Raw genomic sequence first — 21,782 nt, 5'->3', positions numbered from 1 at the left:
GGCATTGGGGGGTTTGCCGATCCGACCGCCGGCCAACGCGTCCCAAGGACAACCGAGCCGCGGCCAGGCCACGGCATTCGAGTACGGAGATCAGCGTGGAGACCAGGACAACCTCTCGCCGCACCTTCCTCAGCCTCTCGATGGGGCTGCCCCTGGGAGCCGCGCTCGCCGCCTGCGGCACGTCGGGCCCCACCCGCGCGGGCGGCGGCGGCCCGACCGGCGGCGGTGGCGGCGGCGGCGCCAAGGCCACCTACTGGTACCTGTCGGTCGAGCCGCAGGAAGGCGTGCGCCGCCGGGCGGTCGAGCGCTTCAACAAGGCCAACCCCACCACCCAGATCGAGGGCACGGCGTTCCAGAACGACGCCTACAAGACCAAGATCAAGACGGCCATCGGCGCCGGCCAGGCCCCCACGCTGATCTGGGGCTGGGGCGGCGGCACGCTGCGCAGCTACGTGCAGGCGGGCCAGGTCGAGGACCTCACGTCCTGGTTCTCCGAGAACGCCGCCGTCAAGGACCGGCTGTTCCCCTCCTCCTTCGGCGCGGCCACCGTGGACGGCAAGATCTACGCGATGCCGTGCGAGACCGTCCAGCCGATCGTCCTGTACTACAACAAGGAGGTCCTGGAGAAGGTCGGCGTGCAGCCGCCGACGACCTGGGGCGAGATCATGGACATCGTGCCCAAGATCAACGCAAAGGGCATCGCGCCGTTCTCGCTCGGCGGCCAGTCGCGCTGGACCAACATGATGTGGCTGGAGTTCCTGTTCGACCGGATCGGCGGCCCCGAGGTGTTCCAGGCGGTGTTCGAGGGCCAGAAGGACGCCTGGTCCCACCCCGCCGCCCTCGACGCCCTGACCAAGATGCAGGACCTGATCAAGGCGAACGGCTTCATCAAGGGCTTCTCCTCCATCACCGCCGACTCCAACGCCGACCAGGCGCTGCTCTACACCGGCAAGGCCGCGATGATGCTGCACGGCGGCTGGACGTACGGCGGCATGAAGAACGACGGCGGCGACTTCGTCCCCGGCGGCCACCTCGGCTACATGAACTTCCCGCCCGTGGACGGCGGCAAGGGCGACCCGAGCAACACCGTCGGCAACCCCGGCCAGTACCTGTCGATCTCCGCCAAGGCCACCCCCGAGCAGAAGGAGATCGCCAAGAAGTTCTTCACCAGCGGCGTGCTCGACCAGACCGAGGTCAAGGAGTGGGCCGACACGGGCGCCGTGCCGATCGTCAAGGGCGCCGACGCGGCCTTCGCCTCCTCCCCCGACGCCGAGTTCCTGAAGTTCGTCTACGGCATCGCCAGCAACGCCAAGACCTTCGCCCAGTCGTGGGACCAGGCGCTCAGCCCGACCGCCGCCGAGGTGCTGCTGGACAACATCGCCAAGCTGTTCCAGCTGTCCATCTCGCCGCAGCAGTTCCAGACGAACATGAACGCGGTCATCGGCAAGTGAGCGTGATCCCGATCCCCGCCGGGCGGCGGGCGCCGGCGGCGGCCGCGCGAGGGGGCCGCGGCTCCCTCGCCTGGCTGGCCGTCCCGGCGTTGCTGCTCTTCGTCGCCTTCGGCGTGATCCCGCTGATCGGCGTCCTCGTCCTCAGCTTCACCTCCTGGGACGGGCTCGGCGACATCGGCTTCGCCGGCCTGTCGAGCTGGCAGGCCGTGCTGGCCGATCCCGGGCTGCCGCACGCGCTGTGGGTGACGTTCCTGGTGATGGCCGCGTCCTGGGCGGTGCAGACGCCGGCCAGCATCCTGCTCGGGGTGTTCCTGGCCGGCCGGCAGCGCTACCGGGCCGTGCTGTCGGTGTTCTACTTCATCCCGCTGCTGCTCAGCTCGGCCGCCATCGCCATCACCTACAAGGCGCTGCTCGACCCGAACTTCGGGCTCGGCGCCGGGCTCGGCCTCGACCTGCTGGCCCAGGACTGGCTGGGCGAGCCCGTCCTCGCCTTCAGCGTGGTGATCTTCGTGGTGTCGTGGCAGTTCATCCCGTTCCACTCGCTGATCTACCAGGGCGGCGTGCGGCAGATCCCGCGCTCGATGTACGAGGCCGCCGAGCTCGACGGCGCGGGCCGGGTGCGCACGTTCTTCAGCATCACGCTGCCGCAGCTCAAGTACACGATCATCACGTCCTCGACGCTGATGGTGGTCGGGTCGCTGACGTTCTTCGACCTGATCTTCGTGCTGACCGCGGGCGGACCCGGCGACGCCACCCGGGTGCTCGCCCTGGACATGTACAAGCGGGGGTTCCAGGCCAACCTGATGGGCCCGGCCAGCGCGATCGCGGTCATCCTCGTCCTCGTGGGCCTGGCGCTGGCGCTGCTGCTGCGCCGTCTGGGCGGCCGCGACGCCTCGGCGAGCCAGCTGGAAGGGGCCTGACATGGCGACGACGCTGACGAAGCCGGCCCGGCACGCCGCCGGGGCGTCCCGGCGGGCCGGCGGTCCGTCCACCCGCCGGCCCAACTGGGTGGCCGGGGCGGCCGGGTGGATCTGGCTGGCGATCGTGGTGGTCCCGATCTACTGGATCGTCGTCACCAGCTTCAAGGAGCAGAGCTCCTACTACGCCTCCAACCCGCTCGCGCCGCCGGCGGAGCCCACGCTGGGGGCCTACAAGCTGGTGCTGGAGTCGGACTTCGCGCTGTACTTCCTCAACAGCCTGCTGCTCACCCTCGGCGCGGTCGTCCCCGCCGTCGGGGTGTCGTTCATGGCGGCGTACGCGATCGTGCGCGGCGGCGGGCGGTTCCTGCGCGGGGTGAACTCGCTGTTCCTCATGGGGCTGGCGATCCCGCTCCAGGCCACGATCATCCCGATCTACCTGATCATCATCCGGCTGCACCTGTACGACTCGCTGCTGGGCATGATCCTGCCCTCCATCGCGTTCGCGATCCCCCTGTCGGTGCTGGTGCTGTCCAACTTCATCAGGGACGTGCCCAAGGAGCTGTTCGAGTCGATGCGGCTGGACGGCGCCACCGACTGGGGCATGCTCTGGCGGCTGACCTTCCCGCTGACCCGTCCGGCCGTGGTGACGGTGACCATCTACAACGCGCTGACCATCTGGAACGGCTTCCTGCTGCCGCTGATCCTGACCCAGAGCCCGGACAAGCGCACGCTGCCGCTGGCGTTGTGGACGTTCCAGGGCCAGTACAGCGTGAACGTGCCCGCCGTGCTGGCCTCGGTCGTCCTGACCACGCTGCCCATCCTGATCCTGTACGTGGTGGGCCGCCGTCAGCTGCTCAGCGGGCTGACCGCGGGCTTCGGCAAGTGAGCGACGGCCCTCCCGCGCTCCCGCCCGGGAGGGCCGTCCATCGCGGCGCGCACCAGGGCCTCGGCGGTCCCGGCCAGGGCGGCGCGCGCCCGCGGCCGGCCGGCCGGCGGCGCGGCGCGCAGCGGGGCCAGCAGGCGCACCTCGACGGCCAGCCGCCGGGTCGCGGCCACCCGCAGCACCGAGGCGAGCAGCGAGTCCTCGCCCACGTAGCAGGCCCGGGTCGAGGGCCGGCCGTCCTCGCGGTAGCGCAGCGTGGCGGGCCGTACGGCGGCGCCCGCGTCGATCGCCGCCTGGAACACCGCCGGCCGGAAGTCGCCCATGCCGAGCCCGCACCACGTCGTGCCCTCGGGGAAGGCCACGACGGTGTCGCCCGCCCGCAGCGCCGCGGCCACGGCGGCGACCGCCGACGGCAGCGCGGACAGGCGTTCCCTGTCGATGAACAGCGCCCCCGAGCCCGCGGCCAGCGTGCGGACGACCGGCCAGGCGGCGATCTCCCGCTTGGCCAGCGGGCGCGAGGGCACCGCGGCCGCGATGACCAGCGGGTCCAGCCACGACACGTGATTGGCCACGACCAGCTCCCCGGCCTCCCCGCCCACGCCGGACGCCCCGGCCTCCCCCCTCGCACCGGCAGCCCCGGCCTCCCTCCTCACACCGGAAGCCCCCGCCTCCCCCGCAGCCCCGGACCCCGGCCCTGCCGCGGCGCCCTCCGGTGGTTCCTCGGTGGTGAGCTCCAGGCGGATGCCGAGGGCCCGCAGCAGGAGGCGGGCCCACGTCCCGGTGAGGCGCGCCCGTACGTCGGCGCGCACGTGGCGGGCCGTCAGCGCGACCGGCACCCCGGCCAGGACCACCAGGGCCGCCGCGAGCAGCCACAGCGCCCGGCGCGCCGCCCCCGCTGCGACGACCGCCGCCCCCACGCACATGTCCGGCGTGCACGGCCCCGTGCGCAGCCACGGGCCGGTCACGGCGTCCCGCCCAGGAAGTGACGCAGGTAGCGGGTGTTCACCTGGGCCATCGAGAGCAGCACGAAGAAGTCGGCGGTGCCGAAGTCCCGGTCGTGCGCGGGCGGCCCGCACACCCACGCGCCCAGCCGCAGGTAGCCGCGGAGCAGCGCGGGCGGCACGAACCGGTCGGAGCGCGGCGCGCCGGCGGCCGTCCAGGGCACGTGCGGCGTGACCCGGTGCTCCTCGGGGCCGAGCGGCACCCGCCCGGCCACCCCGGCCGCCAGCGCGCCGCCGTCGTCGAGCGGCACCGAGCAGCAGCCCGCCAGCCACTGGTGGCCGCCGCTCACCATGTACCGGGCGATCCCGGCCCACATCAGCGCGACCACCGCGCCGTCCCGGTGATCCGGGTGCACGGTGGTACGCCCTGCTTCGACCAGGTTGTTGCGGATCGGGGCGAGGGCGCGCAGGTCGAACTCGCCGTCGGAGTAGAGCCGGTCCGACCGCCCCGGCGGCAGCAGCCGGTACGTCCCCACCACCCGCCGCCCCTCCCGCACCAGGAGGTGGTCACAGTAGGCGTCGAACCGGTCGACGTCGAGGCCGGAGACCGGGCTGTCGAGCCGCGCCCCCATCTCCTCGGCGAAGACCTCGTACCGCAGCCGCTGGGCCGCCTGGAGGTCGGCGGGGCTCGTGGCCATGCCGACCGTGTACCGGCTCGTGTCAAGAGAGATCGTCATGGGCGCGGGGTCCTTCCCTGAAAGCGTCTCGCGACCATGTCGTCATGCCGACATGACGGCCGGCTCTCGCGTCGGGGGCACCCAGGCGTCGGAGCGGTGAACTAGCTCGCGGCCTCCTTCTCGCGGTCGCGGCGGTTGGCGTACAGGCTGGTCAGGGTGACCGTGGTCAGGACGGCGACGATCACGCCGAGCGAGGCGAGCGTCGGGATCTGCGGCATCCAGTCCCAGACGCCGTGCGCCCAGTGCAGGACGAGCTTGACCCCGATGAAGGCCAGGATGACGCTCAGCCCGTGGTTGAGGTGGCGCAGCTTGGTCAGGACGCCCTGCAGCACGAAGTACAGTGCCCGCAGGCCCATCAGCGCGAAGGCGTTGGTGGCGAAGACCAGGAACGGGTCCTCGGTCACGCCGTACACGGCCGGCACGGAGTCCACGGCGAAGACGATGTCCGTGCCGAGGACGGCGACGGCGGCCAGGGCCAGCGGCGTCAGGGCGAGCCGTCCGCCCTCGCGCACGGCCAGCCGGGAGCCGCGGTAGTCGTCGGTGACCGGCACGAACCGGCGCACCAGCCGGACGCTGCGCATGGACGAGATGTCCACCTGCTGCTCGTGGCCGCCGAGCACGTCCTTGAGGATCTTCCCGGCGGTGACGATGAGGATCGCGCCGAACAGCAGGAACGCCCACGTGCCGCTCTGCAGGGCGGCGGCGCCGAGCCAGATGAAGACGCCGCGCAGGACGAGCGCGCCGACGATCCCGTACAGCAGGACCTGCCGGGCGAGTGCGGGCGGGACCGCGAAGGCGGCCAGCAGCAGCATGAACACGAACAGGTTGTCCACCGACAACGACTTCTCCACCACGAACCCGGTGAAGAACTCCACGGCGACGCCGCCGCCGTGGTCCGCCCACAGGTAGAAGCCGAAGATCACCGGCAGGATCAGGTAGAACACCGACCAGCCGGCCGCCTCGCGCATGCGGACCTCGTGCGGGCGCCTGGTCAACAGCAGATCCAGCGCCAGCAGCAGCACGAGCCCGGCGATCGCGACCAGCCAGAGGGTGGGCGTGGCGATGGTGGTCAGGGCGGGGGCAGCCTGCAATGTGCCCGGGGGCATGGGTCCTCCTCGAACGCGCGTCATCGTTCGAGGTCTCCTTCGCCCGTGCGCCGATCGCGCGGGCGGCCGCCCGGGGACGTCTGGGACGTCCGTACTGACCGGGCCGGCGCTTGCGAAGTACTCCCCTCGGCACCCTCAGCCTAGGCGAAGTCACGACATGTCACCACCTGTTGGCCAGCCCCATCTGCGCGGCGCCCGCACTCTCCCCGCCACCAGGGACAGGGCCCCCGCTACCGGCGGATGGCGAGGAGAGCCTGACTGCGGGGCGGAAAAGCGCTGACTGTGCCATTTACCGTTAGGAAACTTTCCTTTATATTTGGGAGAATCCCCCAGCATGAAGGAACGGTGACATGCGCAGAGTATGGACCTTCTTAGCCATGGCGGCGGTCTCCGTCGCCACCGTCGTCGCGCTCTCCCCGCCGGCCTCGGCGCACGGTTACATCTCCGACCCGCCCAGCCGCCAGGCCAACTGCGCGGCCGGCAAGGTCAAGAACTGCGGCCAGATCATCTGGGAGCCGCAGAGCGTCGAGGGCCCGAAGGGCCTGCGCAACTGCAGCGGCGGCGACGCCCGGTGGGCCCCGCTGGACGACGACAGCAAGGCCTGGCCCGCCGCGTCCGTCGGCGACACGGTCAACTTCAAGTGGCTCATCGAGGCCCGGCACGCCACCAGCACGTGGGACTACTACGTCGGCGGCACCCGGATCGCCTCGTTCAACGACCACGGCAGGGAACCGGGCGCGACAGTGACGCACACGGTGAGCCTGGGCGGCCGGACCGGGCGCATCAAGCTGCTGGCCATCTGGAACATCGCCGACACGGAGAACGCCTTCTACAACTGCGTCGACCTCCAGGTGGGCCCCGGCGGCCCGACGCCGACCCCCACCGCCACCCCGACGCCCACCCCCACGCCCACCCCGACCCCCACGGTGACCCCCACGGTGACCCCGACCCAGGGCCCGGCCGGCAACTGGACGGCGGGCACCGCTTACAAGTCGGGTGACCAGGTGGTCTACAACAACGCCACCTACCGCTGCCTCCAGCCGCACACGGCGCTTCCCGGCTGGGAGCCGCCGAACGTGCCCGCCCTGTGGCAACGGGTGTGATCGTCTAGCTCCGGTGCACGGGGGCGGTGCGGTCGGCCATGATGGACGGGCCGGCCGCACCCCCCTTCCGGAAGGACGCCGATGAAGCGACTTCTCCTCGTCCTCGGCGTCGTCGCCGGGGTGGCGGCGGCCGTCTGGGGCGCCGTCCTGGTGCTGTCCGCGACGGCCGGCCCGGCGCCGGCCAGGCAGCGATTGGCCGTCGCCCCGCTGGTGGTGCGCGACAGCGTGATCACCGACGGCGGCGGCCGGGTCGTCGAGAAGCTCGCCCCCGACTGCGCGGCCGGCCGCCACCCCGCCTTCTGCCGCCGGGTGCACGACGAGCTGACCGCGATCGATCCGCGGCTGCTCACCCGCGGCGGCCTGGTCGTGGCCACCGCGCTCGATCCGCGGGCGCAGCAGGCGGCACAACGGGCCGTCGAGGCGCGGGCCCGCCCGGGTGACGCGCCCGTCGCCGTCGAGGCCATGGTGGCGCCCGGCAGCGGCGAGATCAGGGCGCTGAGCCTCGGATTCCCCGACGAGTCCGAGCCCCGCACGTTCCCCGACGGGTCCCAGCGGCGCCCGTCCACCGCCGGGCCCGACCGGCCCACGCTCACCGGCCTGACAGTCGGCGGCCGCCGCTACGACACCGTGGACGGCGCCACCATCCCCGGCCCCGTCTGGCGGGCCTCGATGGCCGGGGCGCTGCGCGGGACGCCGAAGTCCCGCTTCCCCGAGCCGGACGAGGCCCGCTTCGGCGGCTGCCGTCTGGCCTGCCCGCAATAAGGCGTCAGCGCGCTCCCAGCAGCTCGGCCAGGCGGTCCATGGACTGGGCGCCGCCCTTGGCGCCGTCGGCGCGGACGATGGCGTCGCGCGCCTCGACGGACGGGTGCACCGACTGGGCCACGTACCGGGTGCGGCCGCCGCTCTCCTCCAGCCGGACGGTCTCCAGAGCCACCTCGCCCGGCGTGCCCTCGAACTCCCACGTGCGCACGTACCGCTCCGGCGGCACGACCGCGTGGTAGACGCCGCCGAAGGCGTACTCCCGGCCGCGGGCGTCGGTGTTGACGAAGCGCCACCGGCCGCCCGGCGCGACCTCCATGACGTCCACCCGGGTGTCCAGCCAGTGGGGGCCCCACCAGCGCGGGATCAGCGCCGGGTCGGTCACTGCCCGGAACACGACGTCCCTCGGGGCGTCGAAGGTCCGGATCATGATGATGTCCTGGCGGCCGGGTTCGATGACGAATTCGGTCTCAGCCATGGTCACGTCCTTCCTCGCTGTGCCGGAGCTTGCTGATCTCCTGGTCGAGCCGGTCGAAGCTGCCGGTCCAGCGTTCGCGGTAGCGGTCGATCCACGCGGAGGCGCCCTCCAGCGGCGCCGTCTCCAGGCGGCACGGCCGCCACTGGGCGTCGCGTCCGCGGCTGATCAGCCCGGCCCGCTCCAGCACCTTCAGGTGCTTGGACACGGCCTGCAGGCTCATCTCGAAGGGCTCGGCCAGCTCGTTGACCGTCGCCTCGCCGTCGGCCAGCCGGGCGAGGATGGCCCGCCGGGTGGGGTCGGCCAGGGCGGCGAAGGTGAGGCTGAGCTGGTCGTCGGGCATCGGTGTGTACGTTCCTTCCTGGGCGGTCCCGACCCTAATGGTCCACGATCGCGCCGCAGGAGACGTTCACGGTCGCCGACGTCATCGTCCGGGCCCGGTCGGAGGCGACGAACGCGGCCACGTCGCCCACGTCGGCCAGGGTGGCGAGCCGTCCGAGCAGGGTGGGCTCGCGCAGCTCCGCCTCCAGCGCGGCCTTGCCGGGGAAGGAGTCGGGGATGCTCTCGGGCACGCCGCCGGTGATGAGGGTGACCACGCGCACGCCCTGCGCCCCGGCCTCGCAGGCCCACTGGCGGCGGATGCCCTCCATGGTGTCCAGCGACACCTTGAACCCGCCCAGCCCCGGCTGCGTCTGCGGCCCGCCGCCGCCGAACAGCAGGACGACCCCCGAACCGGCCATGTGCCGCACGGCGGCCCTGATGGTGAGGAACTGGGTGCGCGCGGCGACCTGGATCGGCCGCAGGAAGTCCTCGACGGAGATCTCGGCCAGCGGGCGCTGCACGTCCTGGACGGAGACGGCGTTGAACGAGATGTCGATGCGGCCCTCGCGGTCGGCCACCGAGCCGGTGAACGCGTCGACGGCCTGCTCGTCCAGCGCGTCCACGAGGGCGGTCCGCGCCGTGCCGCCGGCCGCGCGGATGTCGTCGGCGACCTTGTCGAGCGATGCCTGGGTGCGGCCGGCCAGGTGGACGCGGGCGCCCTCGCGGGCGAAGGCGCGGGCCACCGCGCCGCCGATCGAGCCGCCGCCGCCGTAGACCACCGCGACCTTTTCCGGGAGAAGCATGTCTACCTCCTTGTTCAACCCATTGGTTTATCAACTTACAGGTTGAATACGCGACGGTGTCAAGAACTGGACAGTCCTGGAGGCTTTACCCGATCTTGTCAGGACTCCGGGGCGGTGTTACCTCTGGCGGGACGGGCGTCAACCGCGCGTCTTCTGTGCCCAGGAGGAACTGTGTCCCCTAGACCCTGGTTACGCGGCGCCGTGATCGCCCTCGCGGTCACCGCCTCCGCCCTCCCCCTGACCGGCGCCGCGCGGGGCGAACCCGGCGGCCGGGCCCCGATCGTGCACGACTTCCAGGCCGAGCAGCACGGCGAACCGGACCTGGACAACCGGCAGGGCCGCGTCCCGCCGCCCGCCGGGCTCGGCGCTCGGGCCGCCGGCGCGCGGATCCGCTGGAACGCCCTCGGCACCCCCGCCGTCGTCACCGGCGCCGCGCCGCTGGCCGAGGGACTGGGTGAGGACCCCGAACGGGCCGCCCGCGCCTACCTGGCCGCCAACGAGCCGCTGTTCGGCCTGTCGGCGGAGGAGGTCGCCGGGCTGGAGAAGGTCGCGGTCAACCCCCTCGGCGCCGGTCACGTGGTGCTCCTGCGCCAGCGGTTCGGCGGGCTGCCGGCCGGGGTGGACGGGCTCGTCGCGGTCGGCGTCGTGCACGGGAAGGTGCGCCACGTGACCTCCTCGCTCGCCCGTGAGCAGGCCGCTCCGCCGGCCGCCGCGATCAGCGAGGCGCGGGCCCTGGAGATCGCGGCCCGCGACGGCGGCGTGGACCTGGCCACGGCGACGACGAAGCAGGTCACGAAGGTGGCCGTGCCCGCGCCGGACGGCGTGCACAGCGCGTACCAGGTGGTCCTGATCGGCGGCGGGAAGGGCGCGGCGGCGGCGTACACCACCCACGTGGACGCGGTCAGCGGCGGCGTCCTCACCCGCGAGAACCTGGTCGACCACTTCGACCCGGAGAACCCGCGCTGGGCGGCCTTCCCGGTCAACCCGCCCGGCGACTACTCCGCCGACGACACCCGGCGGACCTGGTGCCAGGCGGCCGGGCCCGGCTGCGACCTCGCCACCGGCGGCGACCCGGCGACCGGCCGCGCCTGGGACGTGGACCACGCCACCGGCACACCGACCCGCACCAGCGCCGGCAACGCCGCCCGGACGTACGAGAACCGCGCGAACGGCGACCCGTTCACCGTCGGCACCCGCGCGAACGCGCCCTCCCCGGACCGCGACTACGTCTACCCGTGGCGCAACACCTGGCACCGGGCCAAGTGCGACCCGGCGACGTTCGACCAGCCGGGCGAGGCGGACCTGGAGGCCGCCATCGCCAACCTCAACGCCATGCACAACCGCATGCACGACTGGTCCTACCGGCTCGGCTTCACCGAGTCCGCCTGGAACATGCAGGTGGACAACGGCGACCGCGGCGGGCTCGGCAACGACCCCGAGCTGGGCAACGCCCAGGCCGGGGCGCGCGTGGCGTCGGTACGCGACAACGCAAACCAGATCACCGGCCCCGACGGCGTCGCCCCGATCACCAACATGTACCTGTGGCAGCCGATCGCCGGCTCGTTCTACGCCCCCTGCGTGGACGGCGACTACGACATGTCGGTCATCGGCCACGAGTACAGCCACGCCATCTCCGGCCGCATGATCGCCGGCCCGAACGCCGGCTGGAGCGGCGCGCAGGCGGGCGCCATGAACGAGAGCACCTCCGACCTGTTCGCCATGGAGTACCTCGACGAGTACGGCTTCCGCTCCTACGGCGCGACCCCGTACGTGATCGGCCCGTACGTCACCGGCGACCGGGCGCGGGGCATCCGCAACTACGACATGTCCAGGTCGCCGCTGAACTACAGCGACCTGTCCTACGACCTGGTCGGCACGCAGGTGCACGCGGACGGCGAGATCTGGACCGCCACCCAGTTCGGCGTCCGCGAGGCGTTCGTCAAGCGGTACGGCAAGGGCACGCCGGCCCGGCAGCGCGACTGCGCCGACGGCAAGGTGGCGGTGGACCGGTGCCCCGGCAACCGGCGGTGGGCGCAGCTCTCCTACGACGCCCTGCTGCTGATGGCCTCAGGCGCGGTCAGCTACGTCGACCACCGGGACGCGATCCTGGCCGCCGACGCCATCCGCTTCGACGGCGCTAACCAGGACATCCTGTGGCGGGCGTTCGCCGAGCACGGCCTGGGCGAGGGCGCGGCCAGCAACGGCCCGAACGACCCCGACCCGACGCCGAGCTTCGTCGACCCGGCGGGCCGCAACGGCTCCCTCCAGCTCAAGCCGCTCGGCGAGGCCAGGGACGCTGCCCTGCGGCTCTACGTGGGCGACTACGAGGGCCGCGCGGTGCCGGTCGCCGACACCGATCCGGCCACGCCGCTGGGCGACACCGTCGAGATGACGCCGGGGACGTACCGGTTCGTGGTGGCGGGCGCCGGGTTCGGGCACGCGCGGCTGACGTTCCCGGTGGTGGCCGGGGCGAAGCTGCCGCTCCCGCTGCCGCTGCCGCGCAACCTCGCCTCGGCCGCGGCGGGCGCGACGGCCGCCGGCGACGGCGTCAACCAGGCCCGGCTGATCGACGACACCGAGGCCACGAACTGGGCCTCGCGCACCGGCGCGCCGGCCGGCAAGTCGGTCGTCGTGGACCTGGCGGGCGAGCGTCCCGTCACGGTGCGCAGGGTCCAGGTGAGCGCGATGCTCCGGCCCGACGTCGGCGACGCCGCCGACCCGGGCGGGCAGAACAGGTTCTCGGCGCTGCGCGCGTTCGAGGTGCTGGCCTGCGCCGCGAACTGCGCCGACCCGGCGAGCTTCAGGAAGGTCTACACCAGCCCGGCGGACGCGTTCGACGCCACGCTGCCCCGGCCGCGCGGCGCGGACCTGCTGGTGCGCTCCTTCCGGGTGCCGCCGACCAGCGCCACCCACCTGATGCTGCGGGTGGTCGCCAGCCAGTGCACCGGCAACCCGCGCTACGCGGGCGAGCAGGACGCCGACCCCGGCTCGGCGACCGACTGCGCCACGGCGAGCCCGGCGCGCGAGCAGGTGCGGGCGGCGGAGTTCCAGGCGTACGCCCACTGACCCGGCGGCGGGCCGGCCGACCGGCCCGCCGCTCATGGGAACGGGCCTGGCGTCAGAACGGGTAGTGGGCCTGTTCGGTCGCCAGGGTGATCCAGCGGGTGTTGCTGAACGCCTCCAGGCCCCACCGGCCGCCGAACCGGCCGTAGCCGGAGGAGCCGGCCCCGCCGAACGGCGCCTGCGGCTCGTCGCCCACGGACTGGTCGTTGACGTGCACGATGCCGGTCCGCAGGCGGCGGGCCACGCGCAGGCCGTGGGTGCCGTTCTCGGTGATGATCCCGGCGGTCAGGCCGTGCTCGGTGTCGTTGGCCAGGGCCACGGCCTCGTCGTCGGTGGCGAAGGTGCCGACCACGCACACCGGGCCGAACGCCTCGCCGTAGTACAGACCGGCGTGCTTCGGCACATCGGTCAGCACCGTGGCCGGGTGCACCGCGCCCTCGGGCTCGCCGCCGCCGGCCAGCACCCTCGCGCCCTTGGCGACCGCGTCGGCGACCAGCCCGGCCACCCGGCGTGCGGCCTCCGCGCTGACCAGCGGCCCGATCACGGTCTCCGGCCGGGACGGGTCGCCGGCGGGCAGCGCGCGCACCTTGTCGGCGAACCGGCGGCCGAACTCCTCGGCCAGCGACTCGTGCACCAGCACGCGGTCGCCCGACATGCAGATCTGGCCCGCGTTCATGTAGACGCCGAACGCGGCGGCGTCGACGGCGTGGCCGAGGTCGGCGTCGTCCAGGACGATGATGGCGTTCTTGCCGCCCAGCTCCAGCAGGGCGGGCTTGAGGTGGCGGGCGGCGTGGGTGCCGACGATCCGGCCGACCTCGGTGGAGCCGGTGAAGTTGACCGCGCGGACGCGGGGGTCGGCGATGAGCGCCTCGGCGACCACGGCGGCGTCGGCCGGGTCGTTGGTGACCACGTTGAGCACGCCCGCGGGCAGCCCGGCCTCGTGCAGCAGGTCGGCGACGAACAGGCCGCACGCGATGGGGGCGTCCTCGCTGGGCTTCATGACGACGGTGTTGCCCGCGGCCAGGGCGGCGGCCACCGAGCGCACGCCGAGGATGATCGGCGCGTTCCACGGCGAGAAGGCGGCCACCACGCCGAGCGGCTCGCGCACGGCCAGGCCGAGCACGCCCTCCTCCTGCGCGGTGAGCACCTCGCCGCGCGGCGCGGTGATCGCGGCGGCTGCCTCGCGCAGCATGTTCGCGGCCAGCCCGACGTTGAACAGCGCCCACGGGCGGGTGCCGCCGACCTCGGCGGCCATCAGCGCCACGGCCTGCTCGCCGCGCTCCTGGAGCAGGTCGGCGGCCTTGAGGAAGATCGCCCGGCGGGCGAACGGGCTGGTGGCGGCCCAGCCGTCGAAGGCGGCCTGGGCCGCGTCCACGGCCGAGGTGACGTCCTCGACGCCCGCGGCGGCCACGGTCGCGTACACCTCGCCGGTGTAGGGGGCCAGGTCGGGCGTCGTACGGCCGCTCTGGGCGGGCACGTTCTTGCCGCCGATCAGCAGGTCACGGGCGATGGTCATGCGGACTCCCCTGATATCTCGGTAAGGACGCGCTGGGCGACGGCGAACGCCGCGTTGGCGGCCGGCACCCCGCAGTAGATCGCGCTCTGCAGCAGCACCTCGCCGATCTCGTCGGCCGTCAGCCCGTTGCGCACGGCGGCGCGGACGTGCATGGCCAGCTCGTCGAGGTGCCCGTGCGCGACCAGCGCGGTGAGGGTGACGCAGCTCCTGGTGCGCCGGTCGAGGCCGGGCCTGGTCCAGATCTCACCCCAGGCGTAGCGCGTGATGAGGTCCTGGAAGTCGCTGGTGAAGGCGGTGGTGCGGGCTACGGCCCGGTCGACGTGGGCGTCCCCGAGCACTTCCCGGCGCACCCGCATGCCGGGGGCGGCGGGCAGGTGGGCGAGCAGCGCGGCGGTGACCCGGTCCGGCTGGTCGACGCCGGCCAGGTGGGCCGCTCCCGGCACCTCCACGAGCGTCGCGCCGGGGATGCCGTCGGCCAGCTCCCTGGCGTGCGCGGGCGGCGTGGCGGGGTCGTCGCGGCCGGCCAGGACCAGCGTGGGGACGGCGATGCCGGGCAGCTCGGCGCGCAGGTCGTAGCCGGCCAGGGCGTCGCAGCAGGCGGCGTAGCCGGCGGGGTCGGCGGCGGCGAGGTCGTCCAGCAGCGCCGGGTCGCCCGGCCCGGCGAACCAGCGCTTGGCCGTGGGCTCCAGCAGCGGCGCGGTGCCCCGCTCGCGGACCAGCGCGGCGCGCTCGCGCCAGCCGTCCGGCTCGCCGAAGCGGGCCGAGGAGCAGATCATCGCCAGGGACCGCAGGCGTGCGGGGTGGCGCAGGGCCAGGGTGGCGCCGATCGCGCCGCCGATGGAGATGCCGGCGTAGTGGAAGGCGTCCAGGCCCAGGTCGTCGGCCAGGTCCAGGACGAGCCCGGCCAGGCCGTCGATCGTGGACACGCCGAGCGGCGGGGAGCCGCCGTGTCCCGGCAGGTCGAAGCGGACCACGCGGAACCTGCGGGCCAGCGCGGCGACCTGCGGCTCCCACACCCGGGTCGAGGTGCCGACCGACGGGCCGAGGACGATCGGCTCGGCGTGTTCCGGGCCGTCCACCCGGTGCTGCAACAACGTCACTTCTCCTCCAGCGCCCGCTTGACCAGGGCGGCGGCGGCGCCGGGCGGTCCGGCGACGGTCAGGGCGGCGCGCATGCGCCCGGGGTGCACCCGCAGGCCGGCGACGAGTTCCGCGGCGTCGCGGGCGGCGCCGGCGACCAGGCGCAGCGCCTCGCGCAGCGGCTGCCACTCGGCGTGCCAGGCGCCGGGCGGGCGCTCGTCCTCGGCGGCGAGCGAGGCGTACAGGACGGCGGCCTGGGCGGGCACCTGGCGGGCCGCCGCGGCGATCATCGTGGCCCGCACGGGGTTGTGCTTGTGCGGCATCGACGACGAGCCGCCGCCGACGCCCTCGGACACCTCGCCGATCTCGGTACGCGACATCACCAGCACGTCGGCCGCCGGCTTGCCCAGCGCGCCCGCGGTGAACGCCAGCGCCCCGGCCAGGTCGGCGACGGGGGTGCGCAGCACGTGCCAGGGCAGCGCGGGCGCGGCCAGCCCCAGTTCGGCGGCGAACCGGGCGGCCACCTCCAGCGCCGCCGCGCCTGCGTCGTCCTGGTCGGGGGCGGTGAAGCGGTCGAGGGTGCCGGCGGGGCCGCCGAGCTGGGCGGGCAGGGCCTCGCGGGCGGCGCGGAGGCGGTCGCGGGCGTCGAGGGCCAGCTTCCGCCAGCCCGCCGCCTTGAGCCCGAACGTGGTGGGCACGGCCTGCTGGGTGAGCGTGCGGGCGGCCATGACGGTGTCGCGGTGGGCCCACGCCAGCGTGGCGAGCCCGGCGGCCACCCGGTCGAGGTCGTCCAGGACCGGCCCGAGCGTCCGGTGGGCGACCAGCATGAGCGCGGTGTCCAGGATGTCCTGACTGGTCGCGCCCGCGTGCACGTACTGCCCGTACGGCCCGGCGGCGGCGCGCAGGTCCTCCACCAGCGGGATGACCGGGTTGCCGCCCGAACGGGCCCGCGCGGCCAGGCCGGCCGGGTCGAACAGCTCGGCGCGGGCCGCGGCGGTCACGGCGTCGGCCGCCTCCCGCGGCGCGCGCCCGAGCGCGGCCAGCACCCGGGTGAGCGCGGCCTCCGCGTCGAGCATGGCCTGCAGGACCGCCACGTCGCCGGTCGCCTCGGCCCCGCCGCGCATGGGCGCGAGCAGCCCGAAGTCGCCCAGGGCGCCCACGGAGGACGCGCCCGGGTTCCCGCCGCCGGGGTCAGCCGAAGTCAAGGAAGACCGTCTCCTTCTCGCCCTGAAGATGGATGTCGAAGCGGTGGACGCCCTCCCGCTCCTCGACCGCGACCAGCGTGCGCGCCCGCTCGGGCGGCAGCGAGTCGAGGAAGGCGTCGGGTCGCAGGTAGATGCGGGTGAACAGGTGGTGGAGCAGGCCGCGGGCGAACACGCACACGCTGATGTACCCGTTGCCCGGCTCGACCGTGCGCAAGGTCCAGTGGCCGTCGGCGTCGGTGGGGACGCGGCCGAACCCGGTGAAGTCGACGCCGTGCCGGCCGATGACCGCGCCGTTGACCGGGTCGCGGCGCAGCGAGCCCGGCGCGCCCGACAGGTCGCCCGTGGGGTCGGCCTGCCAGAACTCCAGCAGCGCGTCGGGGATCGGGTCGCCCGCGCCGTCGTAGACGCGGCCGTGCACGGTGATGCCGCCGGCGGCCAGGTCGCCGCCGCCGGGGAAGGGCAGCGCGTAGCCGTAGAACGGGCCGACCGTCTGCGAGGGGGTGGGGTTCATCGGCCTTCCTCCATCCAGGTCGCGGCGGGCCCGTCGAGCACGATGTCCCACCGGTAGCCGAGCGACCACTCGGGCTTGGACAGGTCGTGCGCGTAGGTCGAGACCAGCCGCTGCCGGGCGGCGTCGTCGGTGACCGACTGCAGGATCGGGTCGTAGGGGAACAGCGGGTCGCCGGGGAAGTACATCTGGGTCACCAGCCGCTGGGCGAAGGCCGTGCCGAACAGCGAGAAGTGGATGTGCGCGGGCCGCCAGGCGTTGAGGTGGTTGCGCCAGGGATAGGGGCCGGGCTTGATCGTGGTGAAGTGGTAGCGGCCGTCGTCGTCGGTCAGGCAGCGGCCGACGCCGGAGAAGTTGGGGTCGAGCGGCGCGGGGTGGTCGTCGCGCTGGTGCAGGTAGCGCCCGGCGGAGTTGGCCTGCCAGATCTCCACGAGCTGGCCACGCACGGGCCGGCCCTGGCGGTCGAGCACCCGTCCGGTCACGGTGATCCGCTCGCCCAGCGGCTCGCCGAGGTGCTGGCGGGTCAGGTCGGAGTCGAGGGCGGTCACGTCCGTGACGCCGAACACCGGGCCGGCCAGCTCGCTCGCCTCCGGGTCCTTCAGCGCGACCAGCGGCTGCTTGGGGTGGCGCAGCAGGGTGCTGCGGTAGGGGGCGTAGTCGCGCGAGGGGTGGTCGGCGGGCCGCTCGCCGCGGGACTCGCTCAGCGCGGCGATCTCGCGGTCGATGTCGGCCTGCGTGAGTGGTTCGGACATGGACGCTACCTTTCGAGTACGACGGCCAGCCCCTGGCCGACGCCGATGCAGAGGGAGGCGAGCCCGACGCCCGAGCCGGCCGCGGCCAGCCGGTGGGCCACGGCGCCGGTGACGCGGGCCCCGGAGGCGCCGAGCGGGTGGCCGATCGCGATCGCGCCGCCGTCGGGGTTGACCAGGGCGGGGTCGAGCTCGGGCAGCTCGGCCAGGCAGCCGAGCACCTGCGCGGCGAACGCCTCGTTCAGCTCGACGGTCGACAGGTCGCCGAAGCCCTTGCCCGCCTTGGCCAGCGCCTTGCGCACGGCCTCGACCGGGCCGAGCCCGAAGTAGCGCGGCTCCAGCGCGCTCGCGGCGCTCGCGGTGAGGCGGGCCAGCGGCTCGCGGCCGCGCAGCCCCTCCTCGTCGGTCAGCAGCAGCGCCGCCGCGCCGTCGTTCAGCGGGGAGGAGTTGCCGGCCGTGACCGTGCCGCCGTCCCTTCTGAACACCGGCTTGAGCCTGGCCAGCGCCTCGGCCGAGGTGTCGTCGCGGATGCCCTCGTCCCTGGTCAGGCCGGCGATCGGGACGATCTCGCGGTCGAGGGCCGCCTTGGCCGCCTTCCGGTGGCTGCCCAGCGCGTACGCGTCCTGCTCCTCGCGGGTGATGCCGTGCTTGTCGGCGATCAGCTCGGCGCCCTCACCGAGCGCGACCGTGTGCTCGGCGGGCATCCTCGGGTTGACCAGCCGCCAGCCGAGCGTCGTGGAGACCAGCTCCCCGCCGCCCGCCGGGAAGGCGCGGTCGGGCTTGGGCAGCACCCAGGGCGCGCGGGTCATCGACTCGACGCCGCCCGCGATCACCGCCGAGGCGTCGCCGACCGCGATCGCCCGGTACGCCTGGATGACCGCCTCCATGCCCGACCCGCACAGCCGGTTGACGGTGGCGCCGGGCGTGGTGACCGGCAGTCCGGCCAGCAGCGCGGCCATCCGGGCGACGTTGCGGTTCTCCTCGCCCGCGCCGTTGGCGTTGCCCATGACCACCTCGTCGGCGCTCTCCTGGCCGGTCCGCTCGACCAGCGCCGCGACGACGTGCGCGGCCAGGTCGTCGGGGCGCACCTTGGCCAGCGCGCCGCCGTGGCGGCCGAACGGCGTGCGGACGGCGTCGACGATGTAGACGTCCTTCATGCGATGACCTCCGCGTCGGTACGGTTGCGCAGCTCGTCCAGGCCCACGCCCGGCGCTCTCTCGGCCAGGGCCAGCCCCTTCTCGGTGACGTCGAGGACGCCGAGGTCGGTGATGATCCGGTGCACGCATCGCCGGCCCGTCAGGGGCAGCGAGCACTCCGCGACGATCTTGGGTGAGCCGTCCTTGGCGTTGTGCTCCATGATCACGATGACCTTGCGCGCGCCGTGCACCAGGTCCATGGCCCCGCCCATGCCCTTGACCAGCTTGCCGGGGACCATCCAGTTGGCCAGGTCGCCGCGGGCCGAGACCTGCATCGCGCCGAGCACGGCCACGTCGATGTGACCCCCTCGGATCATGCCGAACGACAGCGAGGAGTCGAAGAACGACGCGCCGGGGAGCACGGTGACCGTCTCCTTGCCCGCGTTGATCAGGTCGGGGTCGACGTCGGCGGGCGCGGGGTAGGGGCCGACGCCGAGGATGCCGTTCTCGGAGTGGAGGACCACGTCGACGCCCGGCGGCAGGAACGACGGGATGCGGGTGGGCAGGCCGATGCCGAGGTTGACGTAGTCGCCGTCGCGCAGCTCGGCCGCCGCCCGCGCGACCATCTGGTCACGGGTCCAGCTCATTCGGTGACCGTCCTCTTCTCGATGCCCTTGTCCGCCGCCTGTGCCGGGGTGAGGGGGAGCACGCGCTGCACGAACACGCCGGGCAGGTGGACCTCGTCGGGGTCGATGTGCTCGGCCAGCTCCTCGACCTCGGCGACGGTGACCCGCCCGGCCATGGCGGCCAGCGGGTTGAAGTTCCGGGCGGCGCGGTGGAAGACCAGGTTGCCGGACCGGTCGCCCCTGGCCGCCCGGACCAGCGCGAAGTCGGTGCGTATGCCGTGCTCCAGGACGTATTCCCGGCCGTCGAACTCGCGCACCTCCTTCGGCGGCGAGGCGACGGCTACGGTGCCGTCGGGGTGGTGGCGCAGCGGCAGGCCGCCGTCGGCGACGGGGGTGCCGACCCCGGCCGGGGTGTAGAAGGCGGGGATGCCGCTGCCGCCGGCCCGCAGCCGCTCGGCCAGGCTGCCCTGCGGGGTCAGCTCGACCTCCAGGTCGCCGCCCAGGTACTGCCGGGCGAACTCCTTGTTGTCGCCGATGTAGGAGGCGGTCACGCGGGCGATGCGCCCGGCGGCCAGCAGGATGCCGAGGCCGCCGCCGTCGACGCCGCAGTTGTTGGACACGACGCCGATGCCGGTCACGCCGGTGTCGTAGAGGGCCTGGATCAGCACGTTGGGGATGCCGCTGAGCCCGAAGCCGCCGACCGCGAACGACGCGCCGTCCCGCACGCCGGCCAGCGCCTCCGCGGCCGTCGCGACCACCTTGTCTCTCCGCACGACGCTCCGTTCAGCCGAGGGTGTCCGCCGAGTGCCCGCCCGAGGGGTGTTCGCTCTGCGAACTTTAGTTCACTATTATGAGTTCGAGTATCTGTAACCGGGGCGTTCCTGTCAAAGCCCCCACCTGGACGAGGAGTCGCCGATGGAACCGGCCGGGACCCTGGAGCGCGGCCTGGCCGTGCTGCGCGTGCTGGCCGCCGACCCCGGGCGGCCCATGCGCGCGACCGACCTCGTCCGCGCCACCGGGCTGGCCAGGTCCACGGTCGACCGCGTGCTGGCCACGCTCGTGCACCTCGGCCACCTGCGCGCGCAGGGCCGCGACGTGCTGCTCGCGCCGCCGCTGATGGAGCTGGGCGCGGCCTACCTGGCCTGCGACGGCTTCCAGGAGAGCCTGTCGCCCCTGGCCGAGCGGCTGGCCGCCGAGCTGGAGGAGTCGGTCTCGCTGGCCGTGCGCGACGGCGACGGCGTGCGCTTCGTCGGCCAGTTCACCCGGCGGCGCACGATGTCGGTGGCCTTCCGGGTGGGCGACCTGCTGCCCGCCGGGCGGTGCGCGGCCGGGCTGGCCCTGCTCGACCCCGCCGCGCCGTGGGCCGAGGACGACCAGCTCATCGAGCCGGGCCTGATCGCGGTCGCGCTGCCCGTACGCGACCCCGGCGGCACGGCGGTCTGCGCGGTCAGCGTGGTCAGCCACACCAGCAGGCACACGGTGGCGGGGCTGCGCGAGCACGCCCTGCCCCGCCTGCGCGCGACGGTGGCGGACATGGAGGCCGTCCTCGCCGCCCAGGCCGCCGGGCCACGGGAGCCGCGCCGCGCGCCCGCCGGCCTCGACGGTTCGCGGGCCGTCAAGGAGGAGCTGGGCATGGGCTACCTGCAGTCGCTCGCCCGCGGCCTGGCCGTGCTGGTCTCGCTCGGGTCGGCGCGCGGCGGCTGCACGCTGGCCGAGTCCGCCAGGGTGACCGGCCTGCCCCGGGCCACCGTCCGGCGGGCGGTGCTGAGCCTGGAGGGCCTGGGCTACGCCGCCGCCGTGGGCGACCGCCACGTGCTGCTGCCCAAGGTGCTCGAACTCGGCTACGCCCACCTGTCGGGGCGTACGTTCGGCGAGGTGGTCCAGCCGCACCTGGCCGACCTGGTGGCGCGCGTCCGCGAGTCGGCGTCGGTCGCGGTGCTGTCCGGCGACGACGTGCTCTACGTGGCCCGGGTGCCCACGGTCAGCATCATGAGCGTGGACATCACGGTCGGCACCCGCTTCCCGGCGTACGCCACGTCCATGGGCCGGGTGCTGCTGGCCGGGCAGCCCGCCGCGCGGGTGGCCGCCATCGAGCCGAAGCCGCTGTCCCGGCACACGATCACCTCGCCGGACGGGCTGGCCGCGGCCGTGCGGCAGGCCGCCGCCGACGGCTACGCGCTGGTGGACCAGGAGCTGGAGGAGGGCGTGCGGTCGATCGCCGTCCCCGTGCGCGGGCCGGACGGGCGCGTGGTGGCCGCGGTCAACGTGGCCACGCACGCCGGCCGGGCCAGCCGCGAGCACCTGCTGCGCGACGTGCTGCCCGAGCTCAGGCGGACGGCCGCGCGCATGGAGGCCGACCTCGCGCACACCGGCCGCCTCCCCTAGCCGGCCCGTCCACCGG

21 protein-coding genes are annotated in these 21,782 nt (G+C 74.0%); 7 read left to right on the top strand and 14 right to left on the bottom strand.

What is annotated here, in order from left to right; translation table 11 throughout:
* Nucleotides 1-95: 95 nt before the first annotated feature.
* From ACIBQ8_RS15150 to ACIBQ8_RS15140, 3 genes are read left to right on the top strand one after another with little or no spacing between them, the layout of a single operon-like run.
* Nucleotides 96-1,451: an extracellular solute-binding protein gene (locus tag ACIBQ8_RS15150; protein WP_397192196.1), complete on the top strand. Its 1,356-nt coding sequence runs from the start codon at nucleotides 96-98 to the stop codon at nucleotides 1,449-1,451.
* Entirely contained in the window at nucleotides 1,448-2,371 is a 924-nt protein-coding gene (locus ACIBQ8_RS15145) for a carbohydrate ABC transporter permease (RefSeq protein WP_397192195.1), read from the top strand. The genes ACIBQ8_RS15150 and ACIBQ8_RS15145 overlap by 4 nt, the downstream gene beginning before the upstream one ends.
* Before the next feature lies 1 nt (nucleotide 2,372).
* The gene (locus tag ACIBQ8_RS15140; RefSeq protein ID WP_397175924.1) at nucleotides 2,373-3,257 is read left to right on the top strand and encodes a carbohydrate ABC transporter permease; all 885 of its coding nucleotides are present in this window, start codon (nucleotides 2,373-2,375) and stop codon (nucleotides 3,255-3,257) included.
* Here the strand turns inward: ACIBQ8_RS15140 and ACIBQ8_RS15135 are convergent.
* The 3 genes from ACIBQ8_RS15135 to ACIBQ8_RS15125 all read right to left on the bottom strand — a co-directional run bounded on the left by ACIBQ8_RS15135 (nucleotide 3,218) and on the right by ACIBQ8_RS15125 (nucleotide 6,038).
* Nucleotides 3,218-4,219 carry a lysophospholipid acyltransferase family protein gene (locus ACIBQ8_RS15135; RefSeq protein WP_397192194.1) on the bottom strand — a complete coding sequence of 334 codons (1,002 nt, stop codon included), beginning with the start codon at nucleotides 4,217-4,219 and terminating at the stop codon, nucleotides 3,218-3,220. The genes ACIBQ8_RS15140 and ACIBQ8_RS15135 overlap by 40 nt on opposite strands.
* Entirely contained in the window at nucleotides 4,216-4,932 is a 717-nt protein-coding gene (locus ACIBQ8_RS15130) for a GNAT family N-acetyltransferase (protein WP_397175920.1), read from the bottom strand. The genes ACIBQ8_RS15135 and ACIBQ8_RS15130 overlap by 4 nt, the downstream gene beginning before the upstream one ends.
* 101 nt (nucleotides 4,933-5,033) lie before the next feature.
* Nucleotides 5,034-6,038 (bottom strand): TerC/Alx family metal homeostasis membrane protein, encoded by a 1,005-nt coding sequence (locus ACIBQ8_RS15125; RefSeq protein WP_397175918.1) that lies wholly within the window; start codon nucleotides 6,036-6,038, stop codon nucleotides 5,034-5,036.
* 350 nt (nucleotides 6,039-6,388) lie between these two features.
* Between ACIBQ8_RS15125 and ACIBQ8_RS15120 the strand changes: the two genes are divergently transcribed.
* The gene (locus ACIBQ8_RS15120; protein ID WP_397192193.1) at nucleotides 6,389-7,141 is read left to right on the top strand and encodes a lytic polysaccharide monooxygenase; all 753 of its coding nucleotides are present in this window, start codon (nucleotides 6,389-6,391) and stop codon (nucleotides 7,139-7,141) included.
* Between the two features lie 81 nt (nucleotides 7,142-7,222).
* The gene (locus tag ACIBQ8_RS15115; protein ID WP_397192192.1) at nucleotides 7,223-7,903 is read left to right on the top strand and encodes a hypothetical protein; all 681 of its coding nucleotides are present in this window, start codon (nucleotides 7,223-7,225) and stop codon (nucleotides 7,901-7,903) included.
* Between the two features lie 4 nt (nucleotides 7,904-7,907).
* On the opposite strand, the gene ACIBQ8_RS15110 is transcribed toward ACIBQ8_RS15115, so the two are convergent.
* The 3 genes from ACIBQ8_RS15110 to ACIBQ8_RS15100 are packed head-to-tail and all read right to left on the bottom strand — an operon-like array spanning nucleotide 7,908 to nucleotide 9,499.
* On the bottom strand, nucleotides 7,908-8,378 hold the full coding sequence (locus ACIBQ8_RS15110; protein WP_397175913.1) for an SRPBCC family protein: 471 nt from the start codon (nucleotides 8,376-8,378) through the stop codon (nucleotides 7,908-7,910).
* Complete coding sequence (locus ACIBQ8_RS15105; RefSeq protein WP_397192191.1) at nucleotides 8,371-8,718, bottom strand: ArsR/SmtB family transcription factor; 348 nt, start codon at nucleotides 8,716-8,718, stop codon at nucleotides 8,371-8,373. Before ACIBQ8_RS15105 ends, ACIBQ8_RS15110 begins: the two co-directional genes overlap by 8 nt.
* Before the next feature lie 34 nt (nucleotides 8,719-8,752).
* A complete protein-coding gene (locus ACIBQ8_RS15100; protein WP_397192190.1) occupies nucleotides 8,753-9,499 on the bottom strand; it encodes an SDR family NAD(P)-dependent oxidoreductase in 747 nt (248 codons plus the stop codon).
* 171 nt (nucleotides 9,500-9,670) lie between these two features.
* On the opposite strand from ACIBQ8_RS15100, the gene ACIBQ8_RS15095 reads away from it, so the two are divergent.
* Nucleotides 9,671-12,565: a M36 family metallopeptidase gene (locus tag ACIBQ8_RS15095; RefSeq protein ID WP_397192189.1), complete on the top strand. Its 2,895-nt coding sequence runs from the start codon at nucleotides 9,671-9,673 to the stop codon at nucleotides 12,563-12,565.
* A 52-nt stretch (nucleotides 12,566-12,617) separates the two neighbouring features.
* On the opposite strand, the gene ACIBQ8_RS15090 is transcribed toward ACIBQ8_RS15095, so the two are convergent.
* The 8 genes from ACIBQ8_RS15090 to ACIBQ8_RS15055 are packed head-to-tail and all read right to left on the bottom strand — an operon-like array spanning nucleotide 12,618 to nucleotide 20,154.
* Nucleotides 12,618-14,078: an aldehyde dehydrogenase family protein gene (locus ACIBQ8_RS15090; protein ID WP_397175905.1), complete on the bottom strand. Its 1,461-nt coding sequence runs from the start codon at nucleotides 14,076-14,078 to the stop codon at nucleotides 12,618-12,620.
* Nucleotides 14,075-15,172: a 4-carboxymuconolactone decarboxylase gene (gene pcaC / locus ACIBQ8_RS15085; RefSeq protein WP_397192248.1), complete on the bottom strand. Its 1,098-nt coding sequence runs from the start codon at nucleotides 15,170-15,172 to the stop codon at nucleotides 14,075-14,077. Before pcaC ends, ACIBQ8_RS15090 begins: the two co-directional genes overlap by 4 nt.
* 2 nt (nucleotides 15,173-15,174) lie before the next feature.
* Nucleotides 15,175-16,362: a 3-carboxy-cis,cis-muconate cycloisomerase gene (gene pcaB / locus ACIBQ8_RS15080; RefSeq protein WP_397192188.1), complete on the bottom strand. Its 1,188-nt coding sequence runs from the start codon at nucleotides 16,360-16,362 to the stop codon at nucleotides 15,175-15,177.
* Nucleotides 16,349-16,873 (bottom strand): protocatechuate 3,4-dioxygenase subunit alpha, encoded by a 525-nt coding sequence (pcaG, locus tag ACIBQ8_RS15075; RefSeq protein WP_352328073.1) that lies wholly within the window; start codon nucleotides 16,871-16,873, stop codon nucleotides 16,349-16,351. The genes pcaB and pcaG overlap by 14 nt, the downstream gene beginning before the upstream one ends.
* Entirely contained in the window at nucleotides 16,870-17,622 is a 753-nt protein-coding gene (gene pcaH / locus ACIBQ8_RS15070) for a protocatechuate 3,4-dioxygenase subunit beta (RefSeq protein WP_397192187.1), read from the bottom strand. The genes pcaG and pcaH overlap by 4 nt, the downstream gene beginning before the upstream one ends.
* Nucleotides 17,623-17,627: 5 nt before the next feature.
* Entirely contained in the window at nucleotides 17,628-18,776 is a 1,149-nt protein-coding gene (locus ACIBQ8_RS15065) for a thiolase family protein (protein ID WP_397175902.1), read from the bottom strand.
* Nucleotides 18,773-19,402, bottom strand: coding sequence for a CoA transferase subunit B (locus ACIBQ8_RS15060; protein ID WP_397192186.1), 630 nt, complete (start codon nucleotides 19,400-19,402; stop codon nucleotides 18,773-18,775). Before ACIBQ8_RS15060 ends, ACIBQ8_RS15065 begins: the two co-directional genes overlap by 4 nt.
* Nucleotides 19,399-20,154, bottom strand: a complete 756-nt coding sequence (locus ACIBQ8_RS15055; RefSeq protein ID WP_397192185.1) for a CoA transferase subunit A — start codon at nucleotides 20,152-20,154, stop codon at nucleotides 19,399-19,401. The genes ACIBQ8_RS15060 and ACIBQ8_RS15055 overlap by 4 nt, the downstream gene beginning before the upstream one ends.
* Before the next feature lie 142 nt (nucleotides 20,155-20,296).
* On the opposite strand from ACIBQ8_RS15055, the gene ACIBQ8_RS15050 reads away from it, so the two are divergent.
* Nucleotides 20,297-21,766 carry an IclR family transcriptional regulator C-terminal domain-containing protein gene (locus ACIBQ8_RS15050; protein WP_397192184.1) on the top strand — a complete coding sequence of 490 codons (1,470 nt, stop codon included), beginning with the start codon at nucleotides 20,297-20,299 and terminating at the stop codon, nucleotides 21,764-21,766.
* Nucleotides 21,767-21,782: the final 16 nt, after the last annotated feature.

This window comes from Nonomuraea sp. NPDC049646, from assembly GCF_044465525.1.
Lineage (GTDB): Bacteria > Actinomycetota > Actinomycetes > Streptosporangiales > Streptosporangiaceae > Nonomuraea.
This window is presented reverse-complemented; position numbering and strand designations above follow the sequence as displayed.